Here is a 24,963-nt window from a genome sequence, read left to right on the forward strand (position 1 = left end):
GGTCGCCGCAGGCGTCATCGACCCGACCAAGGTCGTGCGCACGCGCTCCAGAACGCTGCCTCGGTCGCTGGTCTGCTGATCACCACCCGAAGCCACCATCGCCGAGCTGCCGGAAGACAAGTCCGCTGCTCCCGCGATGCCGGGCGGCATGGGCGGCATGGGCGGCATGGACTTCTAAGTCCGTCGATCCACGAAAATTGGGAAGAGGCCGGCGGAGCGATCCGCCGGCCTTTTTTCATAGCGCGTCAGGCTTTGGTGAGCACTATCATCGGCAATTGCGCACGCACCGCAAAACCCAAGGTGCGATAGAGCGCGATCGTCCGGTCGTGGCTGGCATAGGCGTGAAGGAACGGCGTTTCGCCGCATGTCTGCATCCGCTGCATGATCCGGCGCATCAACTGGCCCGCCAGGCCGCGACCGCGATGGTCGGGATGGGTGCACACGCCGCTGATTTCGGCAAAGCCGGGCATCCGCATCCGCTCGCCCGCCATCGCGATCAGGCGGCCCCCTTCACGCACGCCGATGAATCGGCCCAGGCGATGCGTGCGGGCGCGGAAGGGACCGGGTCGGGTAAGCAGCGCCAGCGCCAGCATGTCGGGCGCGTCCGCTTCGTCCAGTTCCTGCCAGTCCGGTTCCTCTTCGCCGACCTCCACGGGCCGTTCCGCGATCATCTGCGCCAGCATGGCGGTGCGAACAACCTGCGTGCCGGCCGGCGGTGGGGCCAGCGCGTCGCGGCCCAGCAGCCACGTCTCCCCTTCTTGCGGCATCAGGATAGCCAGCGCATCCATATCCTGCGCCGACGCCGTGGCGGTGGCGGCGAAGGGACCATAGTCGGGGTCCAGCCTTACCGCCTGCGCGTCGCCCTGCGCCAGCGCGGCCCATCCGCCATGGAGGCTGTTCCAGATCGGCGTGTCCAGGGGGTGAATGGCATTGCTCCTGTCTGTCGGGTGTCGGGGTGAATTCGCCCAGTGGCGGCTGACCGTCAACAGGATCGACCATGGCTGACATAGGTTAGTCGCTTTTGTCGGAACGCGGAGCCTGTCTTCGGGATTGGATTGGCAACACATAGGAAAGGTCTGAACGTGGCGACCCAACTCAAGGACGAGGAATCCCAATTTCTCCAGGATTCGTTCCAGCAGCAGCTGAGCCGTTGGAACCGACGACGGCTTTCTCCCGCCTTTCCCGATGACTGGTCGGCTGACCGGTTCAATGAAGATCAGCGGATGGCGCGGCTCGAACACGCCTTTATCGAGGAATTGCGCGCGGAAGTGCGCGTTGAAGCAGTCCAAGCGCCGACTGATGTTGACGGGTTCATCGCCTGGTTCGAAGCGCTCAAGGCGACGGGGCCTGGCCAGGAAGATCGCCTCTTTCCCTGGCTGGCAGATGAAGCGCGGATGGATCATCTCCGCTGGTTCCTGTCGCAGGAAGCGGCCGGCGAGGCGGGCTTTGACGATCTGGTGGCCATGACGCAGGTCAAGATCCCGGACCGCGCCAAGATGGAATTGGCGCGCAACTACTGGGATGAAATGGGCCGGGGCAACATCAAGGGCATGCACGGTCCGATGCTGGGGCAACTCGTTGATCTGCTCGACCTCGACACCTGCATCGAGCACACCGTCTGGGAAAGCCTGGCGCTGGCCAATGCGATGACGGCGATGGCGACGCAGCGTTGCTATACATGGCACAGCGTCGGCGCGCTGGGTGTCATCGAATTGACGGCGCCCGGCCGGTCCGCGCATACGGCGCGCGCATTGCGGCGTCTGGGCCTGTCAAACAGCCAGCGTCGCTATTTCGACCTGCACGCCGTGCTGGACATCAAGCATAGCGCTGACTGGAACGAGGAAGCGATCAAGCCGTTGGTGGCGGCAGATCCGCGTCGCGCCACCGCCATGGCCGAAGGGGCGCTCATACGCCTGCGCTGCGGTGCGCGGTGTTTTGATCGTTACCGCGCGCATTTCGGGCTGGAGTGACCGCCATGGCCGAGACGCGCCGCATATTGCTGGTGGAGGATGACCCTCGTGTCGCCGCGATGATCGCGGACATGTTGGAGGAGGCCGATTATGCCGTGGATGGGCCCTATGGCACGCTGGCCGATGGCATGGCGGCCCTTGCCAAGCATTTTCCTGCTGGCGCTGTCCTGGACCTAACATTGCAGGATAGCGATGCGGGCCTGTTGGCCGATGATCTCGACAATTATGGCATTCCCTATATTTTCTGCTCGGGGGCGGCACATCATGCGGTGATCGGCGCGCACCCGGATGCTCCCGTCATCGCCAAGCCGACCGATATGCGGCACCTGGTTACGACGCTCGACCGGTTGGTCCATTAGAAGCGCCGGTCGCCGCCGTCGCGTCCAAACCGTCATCGCTTGCGGGTCAGTTCCCGCATCGCCGCGTCGATACCGCCCAGCGTCAGCGGAAACATCCGACCCTGAAACAGGTCGCGGATGATCTGCGTCGATTGGCTGTAGATCCAATGCGCCTGCGCTGCGGGGTTAAGCCAGACGGTCGCGGGATAGGTGTGCGTCACCCGCTGCAGCCAGACGGCGCCCGCTTCTTCGTTCATATGCTCTACAGAGCCGCCCGGGTGGCTGATTTCATAGGGGCTCATCGCCGCATCGCCGACGAAGATCACCTTATAATCATGGCCATATTTGTGGAGGATGTCCCAGGTGGGTGTCCGCTCCGAAAAGCGACGGCGATTATCCTTCCATACGCCTTCGTACAGGCAATTGTGGAAATAGAAGAATTCCATATTCTTGAACTCGCCGGTCGCGGCGGAAAACAGCTCCTCGCACAGCGTGACGAAAGGGTCCATCGACCCGCCTACGTCGAGGAACAGCAGCAGCTTGACCGCATTGTGCCGCTCGGGCCGCATGCGGATGTCTAGCCAGCCTTGGCGCGCGGTGCCGCGGATGGTCGCGTCGAGGTCCAGTTCCTCAGCCGCGCCCTCGCGCGCGAAGCGGCGCAGGCGGCGCAGCGCGACCTTGATGTTGCGCGTGCCCAATTCCTTTTGATTATCGAGATTGGCGAATTCGCGCTTCTCCCACACCTTGATCGCGCGCTTGTGCCGGCTTTCCCCGCCGATCCGGACGCCTTCGGGATTATAGCCGCCATGACCGAAGGGGGACGTACCGCCCGTGCCGATCCATTTGTTGCCGCCCTGATGCCGGTCCTTCTGTTCTTCCAGCCGTTCCTTGAACGTTTTCATGATCTCGTCCCAGTCGCCCAGAGACTTGATCTTTTCCATCTCCTCGGGGCTGAGGAATTTCTCGGCGACCAGGCGCAGCCACTCTTCAGGGATGTCCGCATCGACCCCTTCCTCACTGACTATACCCTTGAATATCCGCGCGAAGACCTGATCGAAGCGATCGAGCAGCGCCTCATCCTTCACATAAGTGGCGCGGGCCAGATAATAGAAATCCTCCGGCCGGTGGGCAATGACGTCCCGATCCAGGGCTTCGAGCAGCAACAGATGTTCCTTGATGCTGGCAGGAATGCCGGCGGCGCGCAGCGCGTCGAGAAAGTTGAGCAACATGATCCATTTGTCCGCCAGCGTGGACGGCGATGCAAGCATAACGCGCACCGACGCGGGCAGAATATTAAGTGTTGCAGTGCATGGTTAATCCGGCACTATCCATGTTGTAGGGCAGAATGGCGGGGAAATATTGAAAGACAGGGGCTTACTGGCCGACTTGGGGGAGAGGTCGGGCGATATCGCATTGCAGTGCAGTGAGACTGCCGGCTTCTTGGGGGACGTGGACCGTCGCATCCAGAAGGACGCGGCGCATCTCGACGACCTTCAGGTCAATATGAGGCGATTGTCGGCCAGCCAGGGGGAAAGCATGGCAGCGGCGCGCGAGTTGAGCCACACCGCTCACCGCGCCGAGCAGATCATTGCGGACGGTCATGATGTCATCGGTCTGTCGCTTGGCGAAGTCGTGGCGCTGGTCGATCATGTCACTGGGCTGGAAGGGCATCTTCGCCAATTCCTGGCGGTCATCGAAGCAGTGGGCGACGTATCGGGGCAATTGGGCGCGATTGCCCGGCAGACGCGGCTGCTGGGCGTCAACGCCGCGATCGAGGCCGCGCGCGGGGGTGCGGCGACACAGGGGTTTGCGGTGGTCGCCACTGAAATCCGCCGGCTTGCCGAGCAGGCGGGCGATTCCTCGGCTTCCGTCGCGATCAAGCTGGGGCAGCTGGATCAGGATGCGCGCGCGTTGATCCAAGGGGTGGAAGATAATATTGCGCGCGGACGGGGCGCGGGGATGCATATCGATCAGCTCCGCCTGCGCCTGGCGGAGATCGCATCGCTGGTGACGCAATTTGGTGAGCGATCGGGCGCCATCGTCCATTGCACGGACATCGCCAGCCAGGAAGTCGACGTGCTGACACAGGGCCTGGCTGATTTCGGTCGGTCAGCACGGGAAAGCACCGCGCGGGTCGGTGCCGCGCGCGCGCAATTGGATGGGCTGGAAAGGATGGCCAACGCCATGCTCAATACGGCCGCGCATGGGGGGCAGGTGACGCGTAACAGCCCCTATATCGCACTCGCCGAGCAGGGGGCTGAGGAGATTCGGGGGAGCATCGCTCATGCCCTGGACAGCGGCACGCTGAGCATGGAGGCGCTGTTCGATACCGGATATCAGCGGATCGAGGGATCCGATCCCCCGCAATATCTGACCGGATTCACGGCTTTTGCCGACTTGGCGCTGCGTCCGCTGCTCGACCGCCACAGTGCGCAGGACGATGCGGTGGTGGGCTGTTGCCTGATCGACATGCACGGCTATCTGCCGACGCATATCAGCGCGCGCAGCCAGCCGCAGCGGCCCGGCGAACGGCTGTGGAACATGGAGCATGCGCGCAATCGACAGATATTCATGGATGCGCAAACCCGCCGTGCGCTTGATGGCGCGAGCGACTTTTTCGTCTTCACCTATCGGCAGGACCTGGGGGAGGGACGCTATCGGGCGTTGCGCAGCGTATTCGTGCCGCTGGTCTTCGGCGGCCGGCGCTGGGGACTGTATGAAGTGGGCTATCTGATCTGATTGTCTTCGCCACGGATGCCATGGATCAATGAGACCAGCACGAAGCTGATGATCATGAGCAGATACCAGCTGCCGAGCTTGGCAAAGCCGACCATTTGCCATCCCGCCCGCTGATCGGGGTAGGTCCAGGCATTGGCGAAAGTGCCGATATTTTCGGCGAGCCAGATAAACAGGGCGACGAGGAAAAAGCCGAGCAGCAGAGGCATGGACCGAGGTGCCCGCCAAGGCGTGAAGACGATCCAGCTCCGCCCGAAAAGGCCGATTGCCACCGCAAAGAGGATTAGGCGGATGTCGGGCGCCCAATGATGCGCGAAGAAGTTGATGTAGATCGCGCCCGCAAGAACCACCGTCGTCCAGACCGGCGGATAGCGGGTGAAGCAGAAATCGAAGATGCGCCAGACGCGCGCGATATAGCTGCCCACGGCAGCATACATGAAGCCGGAAAAGAGCGGCACTGCGCCGATATGGAGCAGGCTGGCTTCGGGATAGATCCACGATCCCGCCTGCGTCTTGAACAATTCCATCACTGTGCCGATGAGGTGGAAGGCGAAGATGACCTTGGCCTCTGCCCAGCTTTCCAGGCGGAATGCCAACATGGCCGCCTGGATCGCGAGCGCGGCCAGGGTCAGGAAATCATAGCGGTGGAGGGGAGCGCCGACGGGGTACAGGAAATGCGTCGCCAATAGCAGCGCCAGCATCAGCCCGCCGAACAGGCAGGCCCAGCCTTGCTTGAAACCGAAGAGCAAAAATTCGAACGCCCATGCCCGCGGGCCGGGTGCAAGCCGGATTGCCTCCAGCCGGGCGCGGATGCGCGCGAAGCGGGTCGCGCCAGAGATGGGCTTCATGCGAGGGTCTTAAAGGATGGAATGCGGTGGAGGAAAGCGAATGTCAGCGCCGACCTGCGCGGCCCGGCTGCATCGTCGCCTCACCGGTCGCGGCATAGGCGACGATCGCCTGCGCCTGTGCGGTCTGCGGATCCTTCCCGTCCAGGATGGCGGCGATCTGACGCGGGCTGGGCACCTTGTCATAGGTGCCGTAAAGGTCGGTCTGGCCCACCATATGGATGGACAATTGATAGCCCTTGCCCGGCGTGGCGGGATCAAAGGCGAGCAGGGTGCCGCTGTCATCGACCGGCACGATGATCGCGCCATCGCTGCGCCCGGTCTGCTGAAGAATGTCATAGCGGCCATCAGCGGTCTCGACCGCGCCCCGCAGGCAAAGCCTGTCCTTGCCATCGCGAGGAATACGCACGCTGTGCGGCAGGGCAGGCGCCCCGTCCTGCGCAGGCGTCAGCCTGGCTTCGCCGGCGTCCGATGCCGGGCAGGCGGCGAAGTGCGCCGGAGCGGTCATATGCAGCGACGCCTTATCCTCGACCTGCAAGCTGGCCAGCATCGCGTCCAGGCTGGCCAGCACATCCTTGCGACGGTCGGTCGGGCCGGTGACGCGGATCTTGACGATCCAGCGCCCGGCATGGACGAAGCCTGCCGCGGTCGTCAGAGCGCCATCGGCGGCATCGTCATAAACCGCGCGAATGGCGCGCTGGGGAAGGCCATCGACCGGCGCGCTTTGATAGGCGGTCCGGCGGGTCTTGTCGCCAAAGCGCTCCATGATCGCCTTGTCGGTCATATAGGCGGCGAGCGACGCGTCGGCGTAGGTCGGCATATAGACATAGAAGGTGGCCTGGACGGCGCCGTCCTGCGACAGATATTGGGCATAGTTATCGACCGCGCGCCCCCCGTTCGATGCTTCCCCGCTTTTGGTGAGAGAGAGGCCGCCGACTGTCTGGGGCAGGCTGATCCCCGCCGCATTGGCGCGCAAGGCCGTCGCGGTCGGGGTCCATGCTTCCATGTCCTGCGCCGTCTGCGCAAGCGTGGGCGTTGCCAGACCAAGGGCGATGGGCAGAAGCAACAAGGCGCGTGCGGGCATGGGCATCCCTCTCCAGAACCAGACCGTCTTGGCGCGGCCTTGAACTATGGAAGGGAGGCTACAGGCTTGCCCGGCGCGCGCAAGCCCCAATCGCGGCTATTGCGGGTTCTGCGCGGGATGATGGGGGATGTCGGGATCAAGGCAGGCCCAATCGGGCGCCGTGCTGGTCCAGATTTCCATCTGCGGTGCCAGCAGCGATGGATTGTCGAGCGCGCCGGCCCGGACGATCACGACCGCAGGGCGCGCCTCCGCCCGGCTGAGCAGGGGCGTTCCGCACTGGGGGCAAAAACCGCGCTGCATCGCATTGCCGCTGTCGGCGACGCTGTCATGCCAGCGTATGTCGCCATCGACCTGCACAGCGTTGCTGGGGAAAGCCAGGTTCACTGTGCCGGCGCCAGCGCTCAGATATTGGCATAGCCGACACCAGCAATGACGCGCGCCGGTCGGTTCGGCGTCGATCGTGATGCGCACCTGACCGCACAGGCATCCGGCATGATGTGCCATGGCTCAGCGTCCCTGACGGCGCGCCATGAAGGCAAGGCGCTCGAACATCATGATATCCTGCTCATTCTTCAGCAGCGCCCCGTGCAGCGGCGGGATCGCTTTGGTCGAATCGCTGTTTTGCAGCACGTCGAGCGGCATGTCCTCGGCCAGCAGCAGTTTCAGCCAATCCAGCAGTTCGCTGGTGCTGGGCTTTTTCTTCAGCCCCGGCACGTCGCGAATCTCGTAGAATATTTCCATCGCCCGGCTGACCAGAATTTTCTGGATGCCGGGGAAATGCACCTCGACGATCTTCTCCATCGTCTCCCGGTCGGGGAATTTGATATAGTGGAAGAAACAGCGGCGCAGAAAAGCGTCGGGCAATTCCTTTTCGTTATTGGAGGTGATGACCACGACCGGGCGTTCCGCCGCCGCGATCGTCTCGCCCGTTTCGTAGACATGGAAGGCCATGCGATCGAGTTCCTGCAACAGATCGTTGGGAAACTCGATGTCGGCCTTGTCGATCTCGTCGATCAGCAGCACCGGCAGGCGCGGGGATGTGAACGCCTCCCACAGCTTGCCCTTGCGGATATAGTTGGAAATGTCGTGGACGCGCGGATCGCCCAATTGCCCGTCGCGCAAACGGGCGACGGCGTCATATTCGTACAGTCCCTGGTGCGCCTTGGTCGTCGACTTGACGTTCCATTCGATCAGCGGCGCATCCAGCGCCTGCGCAATCTCCTGTGCGAGCACGGTCTTGCCGGTGCCCGGCTCTCCCTTCACCAGCAGAGGGCGGCGCAGCAGCACCGCGGCGTTGACCGCGACCTTCAGGTCGTCGGTGGCGACATAATCCTGGGTGCCTTCAAAGCGCATGAAATCCGTCCGCTCCCGTTGCTGCGTGCAACCGGACTAGGGAAAGCGGCGCGGGCGCGCAATCGGGAAAGCGGCTATCGGCCGGCGCGGCCGCGCAGATTGGCGCGGGCGGCGAGCAGGTCCCACAGGCCGCGATGCTGGGTGAGCAATTGTCGCGCGCCAAACTGAATTGCGCGGTCGATGATGTCGTCGCCGCCGATCGCGCGCGCGACGTCCAGCGTCGTCAGGCGATCGGGCAGGGCGCAGGGGTGCGGCTCGATGCCCGCGCGAATGGCCGCCATGTCGAGCATCTGCCGCATGCCGCGCCAATCGAGCACCAAGGCGATCGCCGCCCCCATGGCGCAGCCGCGCCGGTCGGATTGGGCCAGCGTGTCGAGCGCGTGCCGCTGCTGACTGACCGCCGCTTCGCAATCGGCCTGACCGGCCGTGCTGGGAGCTGGGCCGGCGGCGACCGTAACCTGGGTCAGATAGGTGCGTTCGGCGGCGAAGGCGTCGGCCGCCTCGATCAACCACTGACGTGCGGCATTTTCCGCCGAACGGGTGGCGGCATGGTCGATGACGCCGGGATGGCGGCCGTGCAGCAGGCACATATAGGATGCCGCATCGGCCAGGTCGGGCAGCGACAGCAATCCTTCGCTGGCAAGGCCCGTGCGTGCGCGGATCACATAGGCGTGGGCAGCCGTTCCGTCCGCCGCGACCAGCGCATCGAGCACGCGCGCAATGTCGCCAGACTGCAGTCGCGGTGCCGCTTCGCTCATGTCCCAATCCCTGTCAGGCCCCGGCCTGTGCGGGGGTCATCACCGGCATACGCATCCGGAGTAAACGCCCGGTTTACAGAATCAGAAAGGGCGACCGTGAAAGCCGCCCTTTTCCGTCGAACATGGTTAAGATTGCTTTACTGATCGAGAAAGCTGCGCATTTTACGCGACCGGCTCGGATGCTTGAGCTTGCGCAGCGCCTTCGCCTCGATCTGACGGATGCGCTCGCGGGTCACGCTGAACTGCTGGCCCACTTCCTCCAGCGTATGATCGGTGTTCATGCCGATGCCAAAGCGCATGCGCAGCACGCGCTCCTCACGCGGGGTGAGGCTGGCGAGGACGCGGGTGACGGTTTCCTTCAGGTTCGCCTGAATTGCGGCATCTACCGGGATGATCGCGTTCTTGTCCTCGATGAAATCGCCCAGATGCGAATCCTCCTCGTCGCCGATCGGCGTTTCGAGGGAGATGGGCTCCTTGGCGATCTTCATCACCTTGCGCACCTTTTCGAGCGGCATCGATAGGCGCTCGGCCATTTCCTCGGGCGTCGGCTCGCGGCCCTGCTCGTGCAGGAACTGGCGGCTGGTGCGGACCAGCTTGTTGATCGTCTCGATCATATGGACCGGGATACGGATGGTGCGCGCCTGATCGGCGATCGAGCGAGTGATCGCCTGGCGGATCCACCAGGTGGCGTAGGTGCTGAACTTGTAACCGCGACGATATTCGAATTTATCGACCGCTTTCATCAGGCCGATATTGCCTTCCTGAATGAGGTCGAGAAATTGCAGGCCGCGGTTCGTATATTTCTTCGCAATGGAGATGACGAGGCGCAGATTGGCCTCGACCATTTCCTTCTTGGCGATGCGCGCTTCCCGCTCGCCCTTTTGCACCATGTTGACGATGCGGCGGAATTCGCCCAGCGACATGCCGGTCGCCTGTGCGATTTCGGCGATCTCGTTGCGGATGCGGTCGACCGAACGGCCCTCCGCGGCGGCAAAGGCCGTCCACTTCTTGTCAAGTCCGCTCACCTTGTCGAGCCAGCCATCGTCCAGCTCATGATTGACGTAGCGATCGAGGAAATCCTTGCGGCTGACCTTATGCCGTTCGGCCAGACGCAGCATCTGCCCGCCCAGCGCGGTCAGGCGCCGGTTATAGGCGTAGAGCTGATCGACCAGATATTCGATCTTCTGCTGATGGAACTGGACGCTTTCGACCTCGGCGGTCAGGCTTTCGCGCAGCGCCTGATAATCGTCCTCGGCCTTCTGGCTCAATGCGTCGCCGTTCGCCATCGCCTGCATGCGCGCTTCCTGCGCCTGCGAGAAATTGCGGAAGATGTCCGTGATGGTCGCGAACTTCTCCAACGCCATCGGTTTGAGCGTCTCTTCCATCTGGGCGAGGGAAAGGGTGTTGTCCTCTTCCTCTTCTTCCTCGTTACGGCGGGCGCGGCGCTCTGTCAGGCCGTCCTCATCCTCGTCCCCGTCGGCGGATTCCTCCTCGGGCTCTTCCTCTTCCTTGAAGCTCGGACCGGCGGTCTTTTCGCTGATCTCGCCATCCTCATCCTCGGCGCCTTCTTCCAGGCTTTCGGGCGCGGGATCTTTCGACAGCATGGCGTCGAGATCCAGAATCTCGCGCAGCTGCATTTCTCCGTTGTTGAGCGCCGTCGACCATTCGATGATCGCGTTGAAGGTGGTCGGGCTCTCACACAGCCCGAAAATCATCGTATCGCGACCGGCCTCGATCCGCTTGGCGATGGCGATCTCGCCCTCACGGCTGAGCAGTTCCACCGCGCCCATTTCGCGCAGGTACATGCGCACCGGATCGTCGGTCCGGTCGACGGTTTCCTTCTTCTTCTCGGTAACGAGCTTGGGGCCGTCATCGTCGCTCGATTCGTCCTCGGCGTCTTCGGCATCCTCACGCTCGCGCTGCTCGTCGCCGTCCTCGCTGGCTTCCTCATTCTCGACGATATTGACGCCCATCTCATTGAGCGCGGCCATGATGTCCTCGATCTGCTCGGACGACATCTGGTCCTGCGGCAGGGCATCGTTCAATTCGTCATAGGTGATGTAGCCGCGCTTCTTGGCGCGCGCGATCAGCTTCTTGACGGACGCTTCGTTCAGGTCGAGCAGCGGCGCATCGCCGCCATCTTCGCCCTCTGCCACACCGGTCTTGCTGTTCGCCTTGGTCGCCATGTAATCGCCTTGCTTCGCTGCCCTTCGTCAAAAGGGCGAACCTTGTTCAAATACTATCTTCGGACTGCGCCAGTTCCGCGAGACGACGATCATGATCGGCTTTCAGTGCGCGGATGCGCTGCTGTTCAGCGAAATTGGCCTCGCTGAAATCGCTTTCGAATCGTCTCGTAGCCTCCACCAGCGCCGCTTCCAGCTCCGGCCCTTGCGCAATCACCCGAACGGCCTCCTCCAGATCGCGCGCAACGCGATCGGGGTCGGTGGTCATCCTGCTTGGGGTGAGTGTGAATGTGTCGGCCCGGAGCATCCCCTTGGCCATATTATACACATCACCTTGCCCCAATATGGTAAGGAGGCCCTCTGTTTCAACTGTTTCTTTGTGGAAGGAGCAACGAATCATCGCACCCATCAACTGACCCAGCATCGGGTCGGCGATGTGGAGGCCGGAAAGCATCTCGCGATGCGGCGCGATCTGCTCGGGATGGCGCAGCAGTGCGGCCAGAACGGCGCGCAGCAGCCGTTGTTCCATGCCGCCCGCGCCGATCGCGCGTGCCTCCTGCCCCGCCGGCGGGATGGGCGGTTTCCAGTTGCCGCGCCGGTCACGCTGCCAGCGTTGCGCACCGCCGCCGCCCGGAGCCCGCGGCTGGAACGGCGCCGCCTCGCGCCGGGCGAAGAACAGCGCGCCATACCTCTCGCGAAATGCATGGGCATAATGGGCGCGCACATCGGGATCGGCAATCGCGTCCGATATCGCGCGCAATCGCTGTTTGAGCGCGGCCTTCTGCTCGGGCGTATCGAGCGGCGCGGCCGATAGCTCATGCGCCCAAAGCCGTTCGATCAACGGTTGCGCATCGTCCAAAACGGCCTGCATTGCCGCCGGCCCCTTCGCGCGGATCAGGTCATCGGGGTCCTGCCCCTTGGGCAGCGTTGCAAAGCACAGGCTGTGACCGGGGCGCAGCAGGGGCAGGGCGCGCATTGCGGCGCGGATCGCCGCCTTCTGGCCCGCACCGTCGCCGTCGAAACAGAGGACCGGCACCTCCACCATCTTCCACAGCCGTTCGATCTGATGCTCGGTGAGCGCCGTGCCGAGCGGTGCCACCGCATCGGCAAAGCCCGCCTGCGCCAGCGCGATCACGTCCATATAGCCTTCGACCACGATGACGCGGCCGGTCTGGCGGCTGACGGGCGACGCCTTGTCGATATTGTAGAGGGTGCGTCCCTTGTCGAACAGGGGCGTGTCAGGCGAGTTCAGATATTTGGGTTCGCCATCGCCCAGGATGCGGCCGCCAAAGGCGATCACACGGCCGCGAATGTCGCGGATGGGGAGCATCAGCCGGCCCCGGAACCGGTCATAGCTGTCGCGTTCACCCTCGGGGTCGATCAGCAGGCCGGCCTCGACCAGCATCGGCTCGCCAAAGTCCCGAAGCGCGGTCTTCAGCCTGCCGCGCGCGTCGGGCGCATAGCCAAAGCCGAAAGCGCGGCGCGTGGCGTCGCTAATGCCGCGTCGTCCCAAATAAGCGCGCGCTTCCCCGCCATCCAGACCGCCCAGTTGATCCTCGAAGAAGCTCTGCGCCGCCGCCATTGCCTCATGCAGGCCCTTGGCCTGTTCGGCGCGCTTGGCCGCGCGCGGATCGGCGGCGGGCACTTCCATCCCGGCGGTGGCGGCCAGTTCCTTCACCGCTTCCATGAAGGGCAGGCCGCGCTGGTCGGTCATCCACCGGATCGCGTCGCCATGCGCGCCGCAGCCGAAGCAATGATAAAAGCCCTTTTCATCGTTGATCGTGAAACTGGGCGTCTTTTCATTATGGAACGGACAACAGGCCTTATATTCGCGCCCGGCCTTTTGCACCTTGATCGACTTGCCGATCAGCGTCGACAGCGACGTGCGCGCGCGCAGTTCGTCCAGCCACTGCGGAGTGAGGGTCATGCGGGTGGCTCGGTATCTGGCATACCCAATCCGTTCGTTTCGAGCGAAGTCGAGAAACGGCTAGCGCACTCTTCTCGCCTCTCCACTTCGCTTGAACCGACCGGAACGATTGCTGTGTCGCGCTCTTTGGGCGGTTTCGCGAGATATGAGACCAGTGACCAGTTATTCGCTATCATCGCTTCCTTCTTGGCGCGCGACCATCCGCCTATGACGCGTTCGGCCTCGAGCGCCTCGATCCGACTACTGAAATCCTCGCTCCAGACCAGCGTGACAGGGAGGCGCGCACGAGTGAAACGGCTACCCTGACCGCATTGATGTTGACCTATGCGATGCTCCAGATTGTCGGTGTGTCCGGTGTAATAGCGACCATCCGCGCATTTGAGCATATAGGTCCAGAAAGCCATTATCCGATTATGCCCGAACCCCTAAGCGTGTCGAGCGCCGTGTAAGACGTTTCTCGACTTCGCTCGAAACGAACGGGGGTGGTAGGGCGATCCGGCTCCTTCCTGCCAGAGGGAGGGGAATTTGTCCGCGACGTTCAAGCGAGCGCCGCCTTCACCAGCCCGCTCGCCTTGCTCATGTCGATCACGCTGCCATGACGTTCCTTCAGCACTGCCATGACCTTGCCCATATCCTTGACGCTGGTTGCCCCGACCTCGGCCTTGATGGTTTCGATCGCGGCCCTGGTGTCGTCCTCGCTCATCTGCGCGGGCAGGAAGCCTTCGATCACCGCCAGTTCGGCCTCTTCCTTGGCGGCAAGTTCGTCGCGGCCGCCGCTCTTGAACATCTCGATCGATTCGCGGCGCTGCTTCACCATCTTTTGCAGCACGTCCACGACCACGGCGTCGTCATCGGGCACGCTGGTCGCGGTGCGCAATTCGATGTCGCGGTCCTTCAGCTTCGCCAGGATCAGGCGGACGGCGGCCAGCTTTTCCTTGTCGCCCGCCTTCATCGCTTCAACCTGGGCGCTCTTAATCTGCTCGCGAATCATGGGCGATAGAATCCTGTCTCTTTCGGAAAGGACCAGATATAGCGGCAAAAGAGATTTTTAACAGACGTTGACCTTGGGGGGACGCCCGCCTACCTGACCGGCCGTTTAACCCGCACCAGACGGGCCTCCGCAAAAGCATAAAGGAAACGCATAGCCATGGCAGACGCCAAGACCCTCATTGTGCCCAAAGGAGCGACAGGGGTCGTGGTTTTTGCGGACGGCTCCGCTGTCTTTGGTCGCGGTTTCGGCGCGGTCGGCGAGGCGGTGGGCGAACTCTGCTTCAACACCTCGATCACCGGCTATCAGGAGATCATGACCGATCCCAGCTATGCCGGGCAGATCATCAATTTCACCTTCCCCCATATCGGCAATGTCGGCACCAATGATGAGGATGTCGAGGCCGACAATCCCTATGCGCTGGGCTGCGTCGTGCGGCAGGATGTGACCGAGCCGAGCAATTTCCGCAACGTCGCGCCGTTCGACGAATGGATGGCGGCGCATGGCCGGGTGGGCCTGTCGGGCGTCGATACCCGGGCGCTCACCCGCATGATCCGGGAAAAGGGCGCGCCCAATGTCGTCATCGCCCATGATCCCGACGGCGCGTTCGACATTGCCGCACTGGCCGCGAAGGCCGCAAGCTGGCCGGGGCTGGAGGGCATGGACCTCGCCATCGAAGTCACGGGCAAAGAAAGCCGCCTGTGGAAGGACGGCGTGTGGCGGCTGGGCTTTGGCTATGGCCTGAATGAGGCGGGGGAGGAGCGCCCCCATGTCGTCGCGATCGACTATGGCGCGAAGAACAATATCTTCCGCAATCTGGTGAAGGCCGGCGCGCGCGTCACCGTGCTGCCCGCCACTGCCACCTATGAGCAGGTGATGGAGCAGAAGCCTGACGGCGTGTTCCTCTCCAACGGTCCGGGCGATCCCGCCGCGACTGGCGAATATGCCGTGCCGGTGATCGCGGCGCTGATGGAGGCGGACATGCCGATCTTCGGCATCTGCCTTGGCCACCAGTTGCTCGGCCTCGCCGTCGGCGCGAAGACGATCAAGATGCATCAGGGGCACAGAGGCGCGAACCATCCGGTCAAGCGCCTGTCGGACGGGCTGGTCGAAATCACCAGCATGAACCATGGCTTCGCGGTCGACGTCGACACGCTGCCCGCCAATGTGCGCGCCACGCATGTCTCGCTGTTCGACGGCAGCAATTGCGGCATCGAACTGACGAACAAAAATGCCTTTTCGGTGCAATATCACCCCGAAGCCTCGCCGGGGCCGCAGGACAGCTTCTATCTGTTCAAGCGGTTCGTGGAGGGTCTCAAAGGGCCTGTCGCGGCGTGAGTCAGAACCTCCCCCCCGTCGATGAAGCGCGCCTCGCCGCCGAGTGGGAGGCGGATCGTGAAGTCCTCGCCAATCTCGCCGCCAATGGCGATGTGGCGCGCATCGCGCGGCCAGTGGACGTCAGCTTCCGGGGCAGCGAACAGGATTTCGAACGCGTCCTGACCATCGCCAGCCAGTTCGGCATGGTCGAACTGGACCGGGAAGAAGATGAGGAGGGCGACCTGTTCCTGTTCCTGGAATGCGTGCAACCCGTCGACGAAGCCTCGATCCGCGCGCTGACGAAGAAATGCCTCCAGATCGAAATCCTCTGCGGCGTCGAATATGACGGCTGGGGGTGCGAGGCGCAGGCGGGGGGCGTGCATTGATGGAGTATGATGATTTTGCCGAGCGATTTTTGATTGCTCTTCACTTTGAAACCGAAACCTCAACCAAACAATATCTCGGCGCGGGAGAATTGATAAAGAAATATAATCTGACGCCGCGAGCCAATTGGGTTAGCCGTATTGCTGATGATTGGGAGGGCTCCTATTTTCGGGATGTTTCCAAAGTTTTGAATGGGTACGACGCTTGGAGTTTTCGGATTTCAGCCAGCGGATCGCGAAAGGTTGAAGCAGAATTTCGAGACCTAAATGAAATCCGAGAGTTTCTTGGCGCGATGCAACCCGGATTGACAGAACAAGTAGATAGCTCAGCTTGGACGGGTATTCCTTCGCAGTTTGTTCTCAACGAGGTGCGCAAGGCGGAATTATCAACGCTTCTAATTAAGGCTGAGCGCGATCTTGATAATTTGGGTGCAGGCAATAGCGAAAAAGCTATGGCTCGCGCTTACATTGTTGCGGCCAAAGCTCTGGCAGACGCCCCCGATCCTCCGGTAGATATTATTTGGGATCTGATTGGACGAGCCAACAATCTCGCGGGAATTGCCTCCCTCTTCGTTTCGATAATTGCACTCTTTCAGACGGCTACTTAAACGATGCCCAAACGCACCGACATCTCCTCCATCCTCATCATCGGCGCGGGGCCGATCATCATCGGCCAGGCGTGCGAGTTCGATTATTCGGGCACGCAGGCGGTGAAGGCGCTCAAGGAAGAGGGCTATCGCATCATCCTGGTCAATTCCAATCCGGCCACCATCATGACCGACCCGGAATTTGCCGACGCGACCTATGTCGAGCCGATCACGCCCGAAATCGTGACGAAGATCATCGAGAAGGAACGGCCCGACGCGGTGCTGCCGACCATGGGTGGGCAGACCGCGCTCAACACCGCGCTGGCGCTGTTCAACGACGGTACGCTCGAGAAGTTCGGCGTCCAGATGATCGGCGCGGACGCGGAAGCCATCGACAAGGCGGAGGACCGGATCAAGTTCCGCGACGCGATGGACAAGATCGGCCTTGAATCCGCCCGCTCGCGCATCGCGCATACGATGGAGGAGGCGCTCGACGCGCTGGAGTTCACCGGCCTTCCCGCGATCATCCGGCCCAGCTTCACCATGGGCGGCACCGGCGGCGGCATCGCCTATAATCGCGACGAGTTCGTGAGCATCGTGCGCGGCGGCCTCGACGCCTCGCCGACCACCGAAGTCCTGATCGAGGAATCGCTGCTCGGATGGAAAGAATATGAGATGGAGGTCGTGCGGGACCGCAACGACAATTGCATCATCATCTGCTCGATCGAGAATGTCGATCCGATGGGCGTCCATACCGGCGACAGCATCACCGTGGCGCCGGCGCTGACGCTGACCGACAAAGAATATCAGATCATGCGCAACGCATCCATTGCGGTGCTGCGCGAAATCGGCGTCGAAACAGGCGGTTCCAACGTGCAGTTCGCGGTCAATCCCAAGGACGGCCGCCTGATCGTGATCGAGATGAACCCGCGCGTGTCGCGCTCCTCGGCGCTGGCGTCGAAGGCGACCGGCTTTCCCATCGCCAAGGTCGCGGCGAAGCTGGCGGTCGGCTACACGCTCGACGAGATCGAGAATGACATCACCGGGGCGACCCCGGCCTCGTTCGAACCGACCATCGATTATGTCGTGACCAAGATCCCGCGTTTCGCGTTCGAAAAGTTCAAGGGGTCCGAACCCTTGCTCGGCACCGCGATGAAGTCGGTAGGCGAAGTCATGGCGATCGGCCGCAACATCCATGAATCGATGCAAAAGGCGCTGCGCGGTCTGGAAACCGGCCTGTCGGGCTTCAATACTGTCGACCATCTGGAAGGCGCGTCGCGCGACGACATCGTCGCCGCGCTGGCCAAGCCCACACCCGACAGGCTGCTGATCGCGGCGCAGGCGCTGCGCGAAGGCCTGACCATCGCCGAAATTCACAGCATCGCCAAGTTCGATCCCTGGTTTCTGGAACGCCTCAAGGAAATCGTCGAGGCCGAGAGCGAAGTGCTGGAAAACGGCCTGCCGCAGGATGCCGAGGGTATGCGGCGTTTGAAGTCGATGGGCTTTTCCGACAAGCGGCTCGCCTTTCTGGCGCTCAAATCCGCCAACCTGCGCGGCATGGAGCGCGGCATCGCGCGCGGCAGCGGCCTGATCCATGATGCGGTCAAGGCCATGACCGGCGGCGTCACCGAAGAGGAGGTGCGCAAGCTGCGCCACAAGCTGGGCGTGCGCCCCGTCTTCAAGCGCATCGACACCTGCGCCGCCGAATTCGAGGCGAAGACGCCCTATATGTACTCCACCTATGAAGCGCCTTTGTTCGGCGAGGCGGAGAATGAGGCGCAGCCCAGCGACCGGCAGAAGGTTGTGATCCTGGGCGGCGGCCCCAACCGGATCGGGCAGGGGATCGAGTTCGACTATTGCTGCGTCCATGCCTGCTTCGCGCTGGCCGAGGCGGGCTATGAAACAATCATGGTCAACTGCAACCCGGAAACGGTGTCGACCGACTATGACACATCCGACCGCCTCTATTTCGAGCCGCTGACCGCCGAGGATGTGCTGGAGATATTGAGCGTCGAAATGTCGGCGGGCACGCTGGCGGGCGTCATTGTGCAGTTTGGCGGGCAAACCCCACTCAAACTGGCGCAGGCGTTGGAGGACGCAGGCGTGCCGATCCTTGGCACCAGCCCCGATGCCATCGACCTGGCCGAAGACCGGGAACGCTTCGCCGCGCTGATCGACAAGCTCAAATTGAAGCAGCCCGCCAACGGCATCGCCCGCAGCCGGGAGGAGGCGATCGCCGTCGCTAACCGCATCGGCTACCCGGTGCTGATGCGCCCATCCTATGTGCTGGGCGGTCGCGCGATGGAGATTGTCGACGGGCAGGCGCAGCTGGAGGAATATATCGCCACCGCGGTGCAGGTGTCGGGCGACTCGCCGGTCCTCATCGACCAGTATCTGCGCGACGCGGTCGAGGTCGATGTCGACGCACTGTGCGATGGTGATGACGTCGTAGTGGCGGGCGTGCTCCAGCATATCGAGGAAGCGGGCGTGCATTCGGGCGACAGCGCCTGTTCGCTGCCGCCCTACAGCCTGTCGGCCGACATCATCGCGGAGATCGAACGGCAGGCCGATGTGCTGGCCCGCGCACTGTCCGTGCGGGGCCTTATGAACATCCAGTTCGCGGTCAAGGACGGCGTCGTCTACCTGATCGAGGTCAACCCGCGCGCCAGCCGCACCGTGCCCTTCGTCGCCAAGGCGATCGGCACGCCCATCGCCAAGATCGCCAGCCGCGTCATGGCGGGCGAGAAGCTCAAGGACCTGCCGATGATCGACCGTAATGCGATCGACCATATCGCAGTCAAGGAAGCCGTCTTCCCCTTCGCGCGCTTCCCCGGCGTCGATCCGGTGCTCTCACCGGAAATGAAGAGCACCGGCGAAGTCATGGGAATCGATAAGGATTTCGCAACAGCCTTCGCCAAGGCACAGCTGGGTGCTGGCACGGTGTTGCCGACCGGTGGCACCGTATTCGTGTCGGTCAAGGACAGCGACAAGCCGGTGATCCTGCCCGCTGTACAGAAGATGGCGGCCATGGGCTTCACCATCATCGCCACCGGCGGCACCGCCAGCTATCTGGAAGGGCAGGGCATCGCCGTCGAACGGGTGAACAAGGTGGCCGAAGGGCGGCCGCATATCGTCGACCGGATTACCGATGGCGACGTGCAGCTGATCTTCAACACGACCGAAGGCTGGCAGTCGTTGAAGGACAGCAAGGCTATCCGCACATCGGCGCTGCGCGCCAAGATCGCCAGCTTTACCACGGCGGCCGCGAGCGTCGCCGCCGCGGACGCGATCGAAGCCTTGCGCAGTCGCGCCCTTGAAGTGCGCTCGCTCCAATCCTATTATCCCGGGTCGCACGCCTGATCCCCTGCACAGGAATGACGATGCGGGGCGGCCCTATGCCGGGGCCGCCAAAGGGAAGTTTTGACGAAGGATTTACAGGAATGGCGACCGTCGAGAAGATGCCGATGCTGCAAATGGGCTATGACAAGCTCAACGCGCAGCTCCGCGAATTGAAAGCCGAACGGCCGCTGATCGTGGACGCCATCGAGGAAGCCCGTGCCCATGGCGACCTTTCGGAAAATGCGGAATATCATGCCGCCAAGGAGCGTCAGGGCCAGGTCGAAGCGACGATCAACGATCTGGAAGACAAGCTGTCGCGTGCGCAGGTCATCGATCCCAAGACGCTGTCGGGCAACAAGATCATTTTCGGCGCGACCGTCACCTTGATGGACGAAGACGACAAGCCGGTGAAATATCAGATCGTTGGTCAGGCCGAAGCCGATGCCAAGGCCGGCATGATCAGCTATTCCAGCCCGCTTGGCCGCGCGTTGATCGGCCGTGAAGTCGGCGATGAGGTGGAAGTGTCTGTCCCATCGGGTGACAAATTCTACCTGGTCGACAAGATCGAGTTCCTCTGACCCCGTGCGCCTGCCGTCGGGCCGCGCCACCAATGGACTGGCGGCGATCAGCGTCGCCGTCTTCCTGGCGCTGATCGCCGCCAATCGGGTCGAGGACGCCGCGATCCTTGGCGGCTTCATCCCCGCACGGTTCGGCGACCCGGGCCTGCTCGCGGGCATGGCCGCCGTGCCTGCCTGGCTGACGCCGCTCAGCTGCACCCTGGTCCATGCCGGGTGGCTACATATCGGCTTCAACATGCTGATGCTGGTTTTCTGCGGCCGGCAGGTGGAGCATGTGCTGGGGTGGAGCGGGACGCTCATGCTGTATGGCGTCGGTGCCTATGCGGCCTGTCTGGCGCAATATCTGGTCGATCCGGCCTCCACCAATCCGATGGTCGGCGCCAGCGGCGCCATTTCCGCGATCATCGCCACCTATTCGCTGCTCTATAGCCAGCAGCAGGTGCGCAAGGTTGGTCCGCTGTCGGCAAATCTGGTACGCATCTTATGGCTGGCCGCCGGATGGATCGCGATCCAGTTGATGATCGGCGTCGCTACGTCCGGGGGCGCCGGCGGGCTGGGCCAGATCGCGATCGCGGCGCATATCGGCGGGTTTTTGGGTGGGCTTGCCCTCACTCGTCCATTGCTGCGCTGGCGTTTTCGCAAGAAACCGCGCGCCGTTCACTGAACAAGAAAAACCCGTCCGACCTTGGCGATCGAACGGGCGAAAATTCTTTGAGCTGCCGGCTCAGGCGGTAGGAAGTTCGGGTTCCAGCAAGCGGTGCAGATGCACGATGACATAGCGCATTTCAGCATCGTCAACCGTCCGCTGCGCCGCGCCTCGCCACGCCTTTTCAGCCGACGCATAATCAGGATAGACACCGACCAGATCCACCTGGTTCAGATCCTGAAATTCCAACGTCTGCGGATCCTTGACGCGACCGCCCATCACCAGATGCATTTTGCTCATGGCGTTATCTATTCTCCCTTGGATGATCGCGGAGCCTTAGCATCGTCTCCGCGATCCGCCAAGAAGAGGTACGGGATGCCCTGTTGCGTTCAGCGCAATCGCGATTAGCTTTTGGGCAACCGCGCCTTGACCGCGTCGCTGATCGCATCGACCTTGGCAACCACCAGCGCGGTGACATCATCAGCCAGCCTGGACGCCTTGGCGCTGAGGTCGGCAGCGGCGAGATTTTCGCGCGCTGACGATGCGACATCACTCGCCGCGCTGTACGCGTCGTCAGCGCGATGACGCAAGCTGTCGGCGCCCTGAGCCGCGAAGGCCTTGGCTTTCGTCAAAACCCCGCCGGCCTTGTGCGTTACGATATCTGCTTCGTCGCCCGCGGCGGAACGGGCAGCGGCTGCCGCTTCGACTGCGCGAGCGCCCAATGTTGTGGCCAGTCCGGGAAGCGCCTTCATCGCGCGGCGGCTTTTCGGGAACATCCATGCGACCAGTGCGCCAGCGGCAACCGCGCCTGCAACCGCCATGACGGGATGATCCTGAACAATCTGATTGGCGCGCGTCGCGACGCGCTGCGTCCTGTCACGGGCGTCGGCATAGGCGTCGCCAGCCTTTTCCCGGCTGCTGTTGATCAACTCGCCCGCGCTGTCGCGCGCCTTTCCGCTGGTTTCGCGGATGCGGTCAGACGCATTGGTCGCCGCGTCATTAGCGGCCTCGCGGGCGCGGGAAATCTGTGCGCGAATATCGGCCATCACTCAATCTCCGAATTGTCTATGTCTGTCGTGGAAGCGAACGTATAAGCGGCGCAAAAGTGCCGTGATCGGGCGACGGGCCATGAATAGGCCGAGCGCGCCGACGGCCGCGGTGACCGCTATGGGGCGCTGCTGGACCTTCGCACCGACATAGGCGACGCCGTCCAGCGCGGTGGCGGTGACCTTGTCCTTTGCATCCTGCTTCAAGCGCGCGGGAGAAATACGGGCTTTAGCGGCCTGCGCGCTGTCCACAAGGCGCGTACGTTGCGCATCGGCATTGGCGACGGCCGCGCGATAGGCGATCTCGGCCGGCGTCATGGCGCAATCGCCTTCTTCATCCGGCTGATACAGCCCTTCGCGAGCAGCAGCAAAACTATGGCGACGATGATCCCGGCCGCAAATACGGCCAGAGCCGCCCCGAGCGGACCAATCATCGGCTCAAACACGTGGATCAAGCCGACAAGAAGCGCTACCAGGCTGGCGAAAATCATCAGGAAGGCAGCGATGCCGAATATCGCTGCATTTCGAACGCCGGCCATGATGAGGCCGAGGCGCAGCTTCTGCTTCTCCGCCTCGGCAGCGGCATAGGCGCGCGCGTCTTCATAGACTCGCTTAAACGCCTCCCCTACGGATTCCTGCCGCGCAGCCTCTTCGGGCCCCTCGGTATGCGGCGTGACCGCCGTTTCCGCTGGCTCTTCAATCAATATACCCTCCGCTGCGCGGGAATGAGCAGGCCCGCCATACGCGGGCCCAATGCCTTAGGCCTTGTCGTCGGAACCCTTGGCCAAACGCATCAGGACGTAACCGACGACGGCGGCGGCGCCGATCGCCACGGCCGGGCTCTTGCGCACGAAATCGCGCGCTTCGTCCATCAACTGATCGACGTCCTTGCCTTCCAGCGCGGTCCCGGCGCCAGCAACCTGTTCGGCGGCCTGGCGCGCATAGTCGCCATATTGCGGGCCAAGTTTGGCGTCCACGGTGCCGGCGGTGTCGGAAATCAGCTTGGCCAGGCTTTGCATCGCGGTGCCCGTCTTGTCCTTGGCGACGATCGCCGCCGACTTGGCGGTCTTGCCCGCCTGGTCTTTCAACGGATCGACATGGGCTTTCCAATCCACCGAATTGATCTTTTCCTTGGCGGTCTTGGCGGCCTTTTCGGCCTGCGCCTTGATGGGGGCGATCTGCGCGCTCCATTTGCTCTCCGCGCCGTTGCTGCCTTCGTCAGCGGTTGCCCGCGTCGCTGCCGGCTTCATCGGCGCCGCCTCGACCGGTTCGGGAGTGATGACGGTCTTGGCGGGCTTGGCCTTTGCGGGCTTGTCGGCAGCGGGCTTGCGGCCGCGCTTGGCGGGCGGCGTTTCGGGGGTGTCGACCATCGTCCTGTTTCTCCCTTTCGATACAGTGTGTCGGCAGGTGTTCGAGCCCCTAATGCTTCGCGGGCGACTACAGTTCCGTTGCCGTTACATTTTGACCATCGGCATTTTTTGCGCGGGTGCAAGCCCCGCATTGCCATTGGCGCGGTCGCTGGCTAAGCGGAGCGCGAAATCGGCGACCGGCCGCGATGCAGGCCCTTCATTTCAGGAGCGATCATGACCGCCATTCTCGACATTCACGCCCGCCAGATTCTCGACAGCCGCGGCAATCCCACCGTCGAAGTCGACGTCATGCTCGAAGATGGCAGCTTTGGCCGCGCGGCCGTGCCGTCAGGGGCATCGACCGGCGCCTATGAAGCAGTGGAAAAGCGCGATGGCGACAAGACGAAATATCTGGGCAAGGGCGTGCTCCAGGCGGTTGCGGCGGTCAATGACGAAATTGCCGAGCAACTGATCGGACTGGATGCCGAGGATCAGGGCGAAGTCGACGCCGCGATGATCGATCTCGACGGCACCGACAATAAATCGCGTCTGGGTGCCAATGCAATTCTGGGCGTCAGCCTGGCGGTCGCGAAAGCCGCTGCCGATGCACGCGGCCTGCCGCTCTATCGCTATGTCGGCGGCGTCAGCGCGCATGTCCTGCCGGTTCCGATGATGAACATCATCAATGGCGGCGAACATGCCGATAACCCCATCGATTTTCAGGAATTCATGATCATGCCGGTCGGTGCGGACAGCATCGCCGACGCCGTGCGCATCGGATCGGAAATCTTCCATACGCTCAAGAAGGGCCTGCACGACAAGGGGCTTGCGACCTCGGTCGGCGACGAAGGCGGCTTCGCACCCAATATCGCCTCGACCCGCGATGCGCTCGATTTCATCATGCTGTCGGTGGAAAAGGCCGGGTACAAGCCGGGCGACGACGTTGTGCTGGCTCTGGACTGTGCCGCGACCGAATTTTTCAAGAACGGCAAATATGAGATTTCGGGCGAAGGCCTGTCACTTTCGCCGGTGGAAATGGCCGATTATCTCGCTGCCTTGTGCGCCGACTACCCGATCCGGTCGATCGAGGACGGCATGGGCGAGGATGATTTCGAAGGCTGGAAGGCGCTGACCGACAAGATTGGCGACAAGGTTCAGTTAGTCGGCGACGACCTGTTCGTAACCAACCCCGCGCGCCTTGCCATGGGCATCGGCAAGGGGCTGGCCAATTCGCTGCTGGTCAAGGTCAACCAGATCGGCACGCTGACCGAAACGCTTGCCGCCGTCGATCTCGCCCACCGGTCGCGCTACAGCGCGGTCATGTCGCATCGCTCTGGGGAAACCGAGGATGCGACCATCGCGGATCTGGCCGTCGCAACCAATTGCGGGCAGATCAAGACCGGCTCGCTCGCCCGGTCCGACCGGCTTGCCAAATATAACCAGCTTATCCGCATCGAGGAGGAACTGGGGGATATGGCGGTCTATGCGGGGCGTTCGATCTTCCGCTGAACCGGGGCTTTCATGCCTGAAATGATC

At 62.7% G+C, this 24,963-nt stretch carries 26 protein-coding genes; 10 read left to right on the forward strand and 16 right to left on the reverse strand.

Features of this window, described 5'->3' with window-relative positions:
• Positions 1-245 precede the first annotated feature (245 nt).
• A complete protein-coding gene (locus tag SKA58_RS05585) occupies positions 246-926 on the reverse strand; it encodes a GNAT family N-acetyltransferase (RefSeq protein WP_037542635.1) in 681 nt (226 codons plus the stop codon).
• Between the two features lie 156 nt (positions 927-1,082).
• Between SKA58_RS05585 and SKA58_RS05590 the strand changes: the two genes are divergently transcribed.
• A complete protein-coding gene (locus SKA58_RS05590; RefSeq protein ID WP_009821404.1) occupies positions 1,083-1,970 on the forward strand; it encodes an iron-containing redox enzyme family protein in 888 nt (295 codons plus the stop codon).
• Positions 1,971-1,975: 5 nt separating this feature from the next.
• Positions 1,976-2,329: a response regulator gene (locus SKA58_RS05595; RefSeq protein WP_009821405.1), complete on the forward strand. Its 354-nt coding sequence runs from the start codon at positions 1,976-1,978 to the stop codon at positions 2,327-2,329.
• Between the two features lie 32 nt (positions 2,330-2,361).
• Here the strand turns inward: SKA58_RS05595 and SKA58_RS05600 are convergent, their stop codons facing one another.
• Positions 2,362-3,537: a vWA domain-containing protein gene (locus tag SKA58_RS05600; protein WP_037542638.1), complete on the reverse strand. Its 1,176-nt coding sequence runs from the start codon at positions 3,535-3,537 to the stop codon at positions 2,362-2,364.
• A 220-nt stretch (positions 3,538-3,757) separates the two neighbouring features.
• On the opposite strand from SKA58_RS05600, the gene SKA58_RS05605 reads away from it, so the two are divergent.
• Entirely contained in the window at positions 3,758-5,047 is a 1,290-nt protein-coding gene (locus tag SKA58_RS05605; protein ID WP_009821407.1) for a methyl-accepting chemotaxis protein, read from the forward strand.
• Here the strand turns inward: SKA58_RS05605 and SKA58_RS05610 are convergent.
• From SKA58_RS05610 to SKA58_RS05645, 9 genes are all read right to left on the reverse strand, one after another.
• Complete coding sequence (locus tag SKA58_RS05610; protein ID WP_009821408.1) at positions 5,035-5,892, reverse strand: DUF817 domain-containing protein; 858 nt, start codon at positions 5,890-5,892, stop codon at positions 5,035-5,037. The two genes, SKA58_RS05605 and SKA58_RS05610, sit on opposite strands and share 13 nt — an antisense overlap.
• 43 nt (positions 5,893-5,935) lie before the next feature.
• Positions 5,936-6,973, reverse strand: a complete 1,038-nt coding sequence (locus SKA58_RS05615; protein ID WP_037542163.1) for a hypothetical protein — start codon at positions 6,971-6,973, stop codon at positions 5,936-5,938.
• 96 nt (positions 6,974-7,069) lie between these two features.
• Positions 7,070-7,477 carry a GFA family protein gene (locus tag SKA58_RS05620; RefSeq protein ID WP_009821410.1) on the reverse strand — a complete coding sequence of 136 codons (408 nt, stop codon included), beginning with the start codon at positions 7,475-7,477 and terminating at the stop codon, positions 7,070-7,072.
• A gap of 3 nt (positions 7,478-7,480) precedes the next feature.
• Positions 7,481-8,326, reverse strand: coding sequence for an AAA family ATPase (locus SKA58_RS05625; protein ID WP_009821411.1), 846 nt, complete (start codon positions 8,324-8,326; stop codon positions 7,481-7,483).
• A 74-nt stretch (positions 8,327-8,400) separates the two neighbouring features.
• The gene (locus SKA58_RS05630; protein WP_009821412.1) at positions 8,401-9,084 is read right to left on the reverse strand and encodes a DUF6975 family protein; all 684 of its coding nucleotides are present in this window, start codon (positions 9,082-9,084) and stop codon (positions 8,401-8,403) included.
• A 137-nt stretch (positions 9,085-9,221) separates the two neighbouring features.
• A complete protein-coding gene (gene rpoD / locus SKA58_RS05635; protein ID WP_009821413.1) occupies positions 9,222-11,270 on the reverse strand; it encodes an RNA polymerase sigma factor RpoD in 2,049 nt (682 codons plus the stop codon).
• A gap of 46 nt (positions 11,271-11,316) precedes the next feature.
• The gene (gene dnaG, locus SKA58_RS05640) at positions 11,317-13,194 is read right to left on the reverse strand and encodes a DNA primase (RefSeq protein ID WP_009821414.1); all 1,878 of its coding nucleotides are present in this window, start codon (positions 13,192-13,194) and stop codon (positions 11,317-11,319) included.
• Positions 13,191-13,598 carry a GIY-YIG nuclease family protein gene (locus SKA58_RS19375; protein ID WP_083784853.1) on the reverse strand — a complete coding sequence of 136 codons (408 nt, stop codon included), beginning with the start codon at positions 13,596-13,598 and terminating at the stop codon, positions 13,191-13,193. Before SKA58_RS19375 ends, dnaG begins: the two co-directional genes overlap by 4 nt.
• Before the next feature lie 134 nt (positions 13,599-13,732).
• Complete coding sequence (locus SKA58_RS05645) at positions 13,733-14,185, reverse strand: GatB/YqeY domain-containing protein (RefSeq protein WP_009821415.1); 453 nt, start codon at positions 14,183-14,185, stop codon at positions 13,733-13,735.
• A 156-nt stretch (positions 14,186-14,341) separates the two neighbouring features.
• Here SKA58_RS05645 and carA point away from each other — a divergent pair, with 156 nt between their 5' ends.
• The 6 genes from carA to SKA58_RS05675 all read left to right on the forward strand — a co-directional run bounded on the left by carA (position 14,342) and on the right by SKA58_RS05675 (position 21,050).
• Positions 14,342-15,520: a glutamine-hydrolyzing carbamoyl-phosphate synthase small subunit gene (gene carA, locus SKA58_RS05650; RefSeq protein ID WP_009821416.1), complete on the forward strand. Its 1,179-nt coding sequence runs from the start codon at positions 14,342-14,344 to the stop codon at positions 15,518-15,520.
• Entirely contained in the window at positions 15,517-15,885 is a 369-nt protein-coding gene (locus SKA58_RS05655) for a ribonuclease E inhibitor RraB (RefSeq protein ID WP_009821417.1), read from the forward strand. Before carA ends, SKA58_RS05655 begins: the two co-directional genes overlap by 4 nt.
• On the forward strand, positions 15,885-16,490 hold the full coding sequence (locus SKA58_RS05660; RefSeq protein WP_009821418.1) for a hypothetical protein: 606 nt from the start codon (positions 15,885-15,887) through the stop codon (positions 16,488-16,490). The genes SKA58_RS05655 and SKA58_RS05660 overlap by 1 nt, the downstream gene beginning before the upstream one ends.
• A gap of 3 nt (positions 16,491-16,493) precedes the next feature.
• Positions 16,494-19,829, forward strand: a complete 3,336-nt coding sequence (gene carB, locus SKA58_RS05665; RefSeq protein ID WP_009821419.1) for a carbamoyl-phosphate synthase large subunit — start codon at positions 16,494-16,496, stop codon at positions 19,827-19,829.
• 80 nt (positions 19,830-19,909) lie between these two features.
• The gene (gene greA, locus SKA58_RS05670) at positions 19,910-20,386 is read left to right on the forward strand and encodes a transcription elongation factor GreA (RefSeq protein WP_009821420.1); all 477 of its coding nucleotides are present in this window, start codon (positions 19,910-19,912) and stop codon (positions 20,384-20,386) included.
• Between the two features lie 4 nt (positions 20,387-20,390).
• Positions 20,391-21,050 carry a rhomboid family intramembrane serine protease gene (locus SKA58_RS05675; RefSeq protein ID WP_009821421.1) on the forward strand — a complete coding sequence of 220 codons (660 nt, stop codon included), beginning with the start codon at positions 20,391-20,393 and terminating at the stop codon, positions 21,048-21,050.
• Between the two features lie 60 nt (positions 21,051-21,110).
• Here the strand turns inward: SKA58_RS05675 and SKA58_RS05680 are convergent, their stop codons facing one another.
• The 5 genes from SKA58_RS05680 to SKA58_RS05700 form a co-directional block, all read right to left on the reverse strand.
• Positions 21,111-21,332: a DUF4170 domain-containing protein gene (locus SKA58_RS05680; protein ID WP_009821422.1), complete on the reverse strand. Its 222-nt coding sequence runs from the start codon at positions 21,330-21,332 to the stop codon at positions 21,111-21,113.
• Between the two features lie 104 nt (positions 21,333-21,436).
• Positions 21,437-22,078, reverse strand: coding sequence for a DUF883 family protein (locus SKA58_RS05685; RefSeq protein WP_009821423.1), 642 nt, complete (start codon positions 22,076-22,078; stop codon positions 21,437-21,439).
• A 3-nt stretch (positions 22,079-22,081) separates the two neighbouring features.
• Positions 22,082-22,396, reverse strand: a complete 315-nt coding sequence (locus SKA58_RS05690; RefSeq protein WP_009821424.1) for a hypothetical protein — start codon at positions 22,394-22,396, stop codon at positions 22,082-22,084.
• Complete coding sequence (locus SKA58_RS05695) at positions 22,393-22,782, reverse strand: hypothetical protein (protein WP_009821425.1); 390 nt, start codon at positions 22,780-22,782, stop codon at positions 22,393-22,395. Before SKA58_RS05695 ends, SKA58_RS05690 begins: the two co-directional genes overlap by 4 nt.
• Positions 22,783-22,836: 54 nt before the next feature.
• Positions 22,837-23,448, reverse strand: coding sequence for a hypothetical protein (locus SKA58_RS05700; protein ID WP_009821426.1), 612 nt, complete (start codon positions 23,446-23,448; stop codon positions 22,837-22,839).
• 213 nt (positions 23,449-23,661) lie between these two features.
• On the opposite strand from SKA58_RS05700, the gene eno reads away from it, so the two are divergent.
• The gene (eno, locus tag SKA58_RS05705) at positions 23,662-24,936 is read left to right on the forward strand and encodes a phosphopyruvate hydratase (protein WP_009821427.1); all 1,275 of its coding nucleotides are present in this window, start codon (positions 23,662-23,664) and stop codon (positions 24,934-24,936) included.
• Positions 24,937-24,963 lie beyond the last annotated feature (27 nt).

The organism is Sphingomonas sp. SKA58, from assembly GCF_000153545.1.
In the GTDB taxonomy this organism is placed as follows: domain Bacteria; phylum Pseudomonadota; class Alphaproteobacteria; order Sphingomonadales; family Sphingomonadaceae; genus Sphingobium; species Sphingobium soli.

Coding starts and splice junctions, on each gene's coding strand:
- carB (WP_009821419.1), top strand. CDS start 16,494: ATGCCCAAACGCACCGACATCTCCTCCATCCTCATCATCGGCGCGGGG.
- SKA58_RS05620 (WP_009821410.1), bottom strand. CDS start 7,477: ATGGCACATCATGCCGGATGCCTGTGCGGTCAGGTGCGCATCACGATC.
- SKA58_RS05610 (WP_009821408.1), bottom strand. CDS start 5,892: ATGAAGCCCATCTCTGGCGCGACCCGCTTCGCGCGCATCCGCGCCCGG.
- SKA58_RS05680 (WP_009821422.1), bottom strand. CDS start 21,332: ATGAGCAAAATGCATCTGGTGATGGGCGGTCGCGTCAAGGATCCGCAG.
- SKA58_RS19375 (WP_083784853.1), bottom strand. CDS start 13,598: ATGGCTTTCTGGACCTATATGCTCAAATGCGCGGATGGTCGCTATTAC.
- carA (WP_009821416.1), top strand. CDS start 14,342: ATGGCAGACGCCAAGACCCTCATTGTGCCCAAAGGAGCGACAGGGGTC.
- SKA58_RS05630 (WP_009821412.1), bottom strand. CDS start 9,084: ATGAGCGAAGCGGCACCGCGACTGCAGTCTGGCGACATTGCGCGCGTG.
- dnaG (WP_009821414.1), bottom strand. CDS start 13,194: ATGACCCTCACTCCGCAGTGGCTGGACGAACTGCGCGCGCGCACGTCG.
- rpoD (WP_009821413.1), bottom strand. CDS start 11,270: ATGGCGACCAAGGCGAACAGCAAGACCGGTGTGGCAGAGGGCGAAGAT.
- SKA58_RS05600 (WP_037542638.1), bottom strand. CDS start 3,537: ATGTTGCTCAACTTTCTCGACGCGCTGCGCGCCGCCGGCATTCCTGCC.
- SKA58_RS05685 (WP_009821423.1), bottom strand. CDS start 22,078: ATGGCCGATATTCGCGCACAGATTTCCCGCGCCCGCGAGGCCGCTAAT.
- SKA58_RS05700 (WP_009821426.1), bottom strand. CDS start 23,448: ATGGTCGACACCCCCGAAACGCCGCCCGCCAAGCGCGGCCGCAAGCCC.
- SKA58_RS05660 (WP_009821418.1), top strand. CDS start 15,885: ATGGAGTATGATGATTTTGCCGAGCGATTTTTGATTGCTCTTCACTTT.
- SKA58_RS05595 (WP_009821405.1), top strand. CDS start 1,976: ATGGCCGAGACGCGCCGCATATTGCTGGTGGAGGATGACCCTCGTGTC.
- SKA58_RS05625 (WP_009821411.1), bottom strand. CDS start 8,326: ATGCGCTTTGAAGGCACCCAGGATTATGTCGCCACCGACGACCTGAAG.
- SKA58_RS05645 (WP_009821415.1), bottom strand. CDS start 14,185: ATGATTCGCGAGCAGATTAAGAGCGCCCAGGTTGAAGCGATGAAGGCG.
- SKA58_RS05690 (WP_009821424.1), bottom strand. CDS start 22,396: ATGACGCCGGCCGAGATCGCCTATCGCGCGGCCGTCGCCAATGCCGAT.
- greA (WP_009821420.1), top strand. CDS start 19,910: ATGGCGACCGTCGAGAAGATGCCGATGCTGCAAATGGGCTATGACAAG.
- SKA58_RS05615 (WP_037542163.1), bottom strand. CDS start 6,973: ATGCCCGCACGCGCCTTGTTGCTTCTGCCCATCGCCCTTGGTCTGGCA.
- eno (WP_009821427.1), top strand. CDS start 23,662: ATGACCGCCATTCTCGACATTCACGCCCGCCAGATTCTCGACAGCCGC.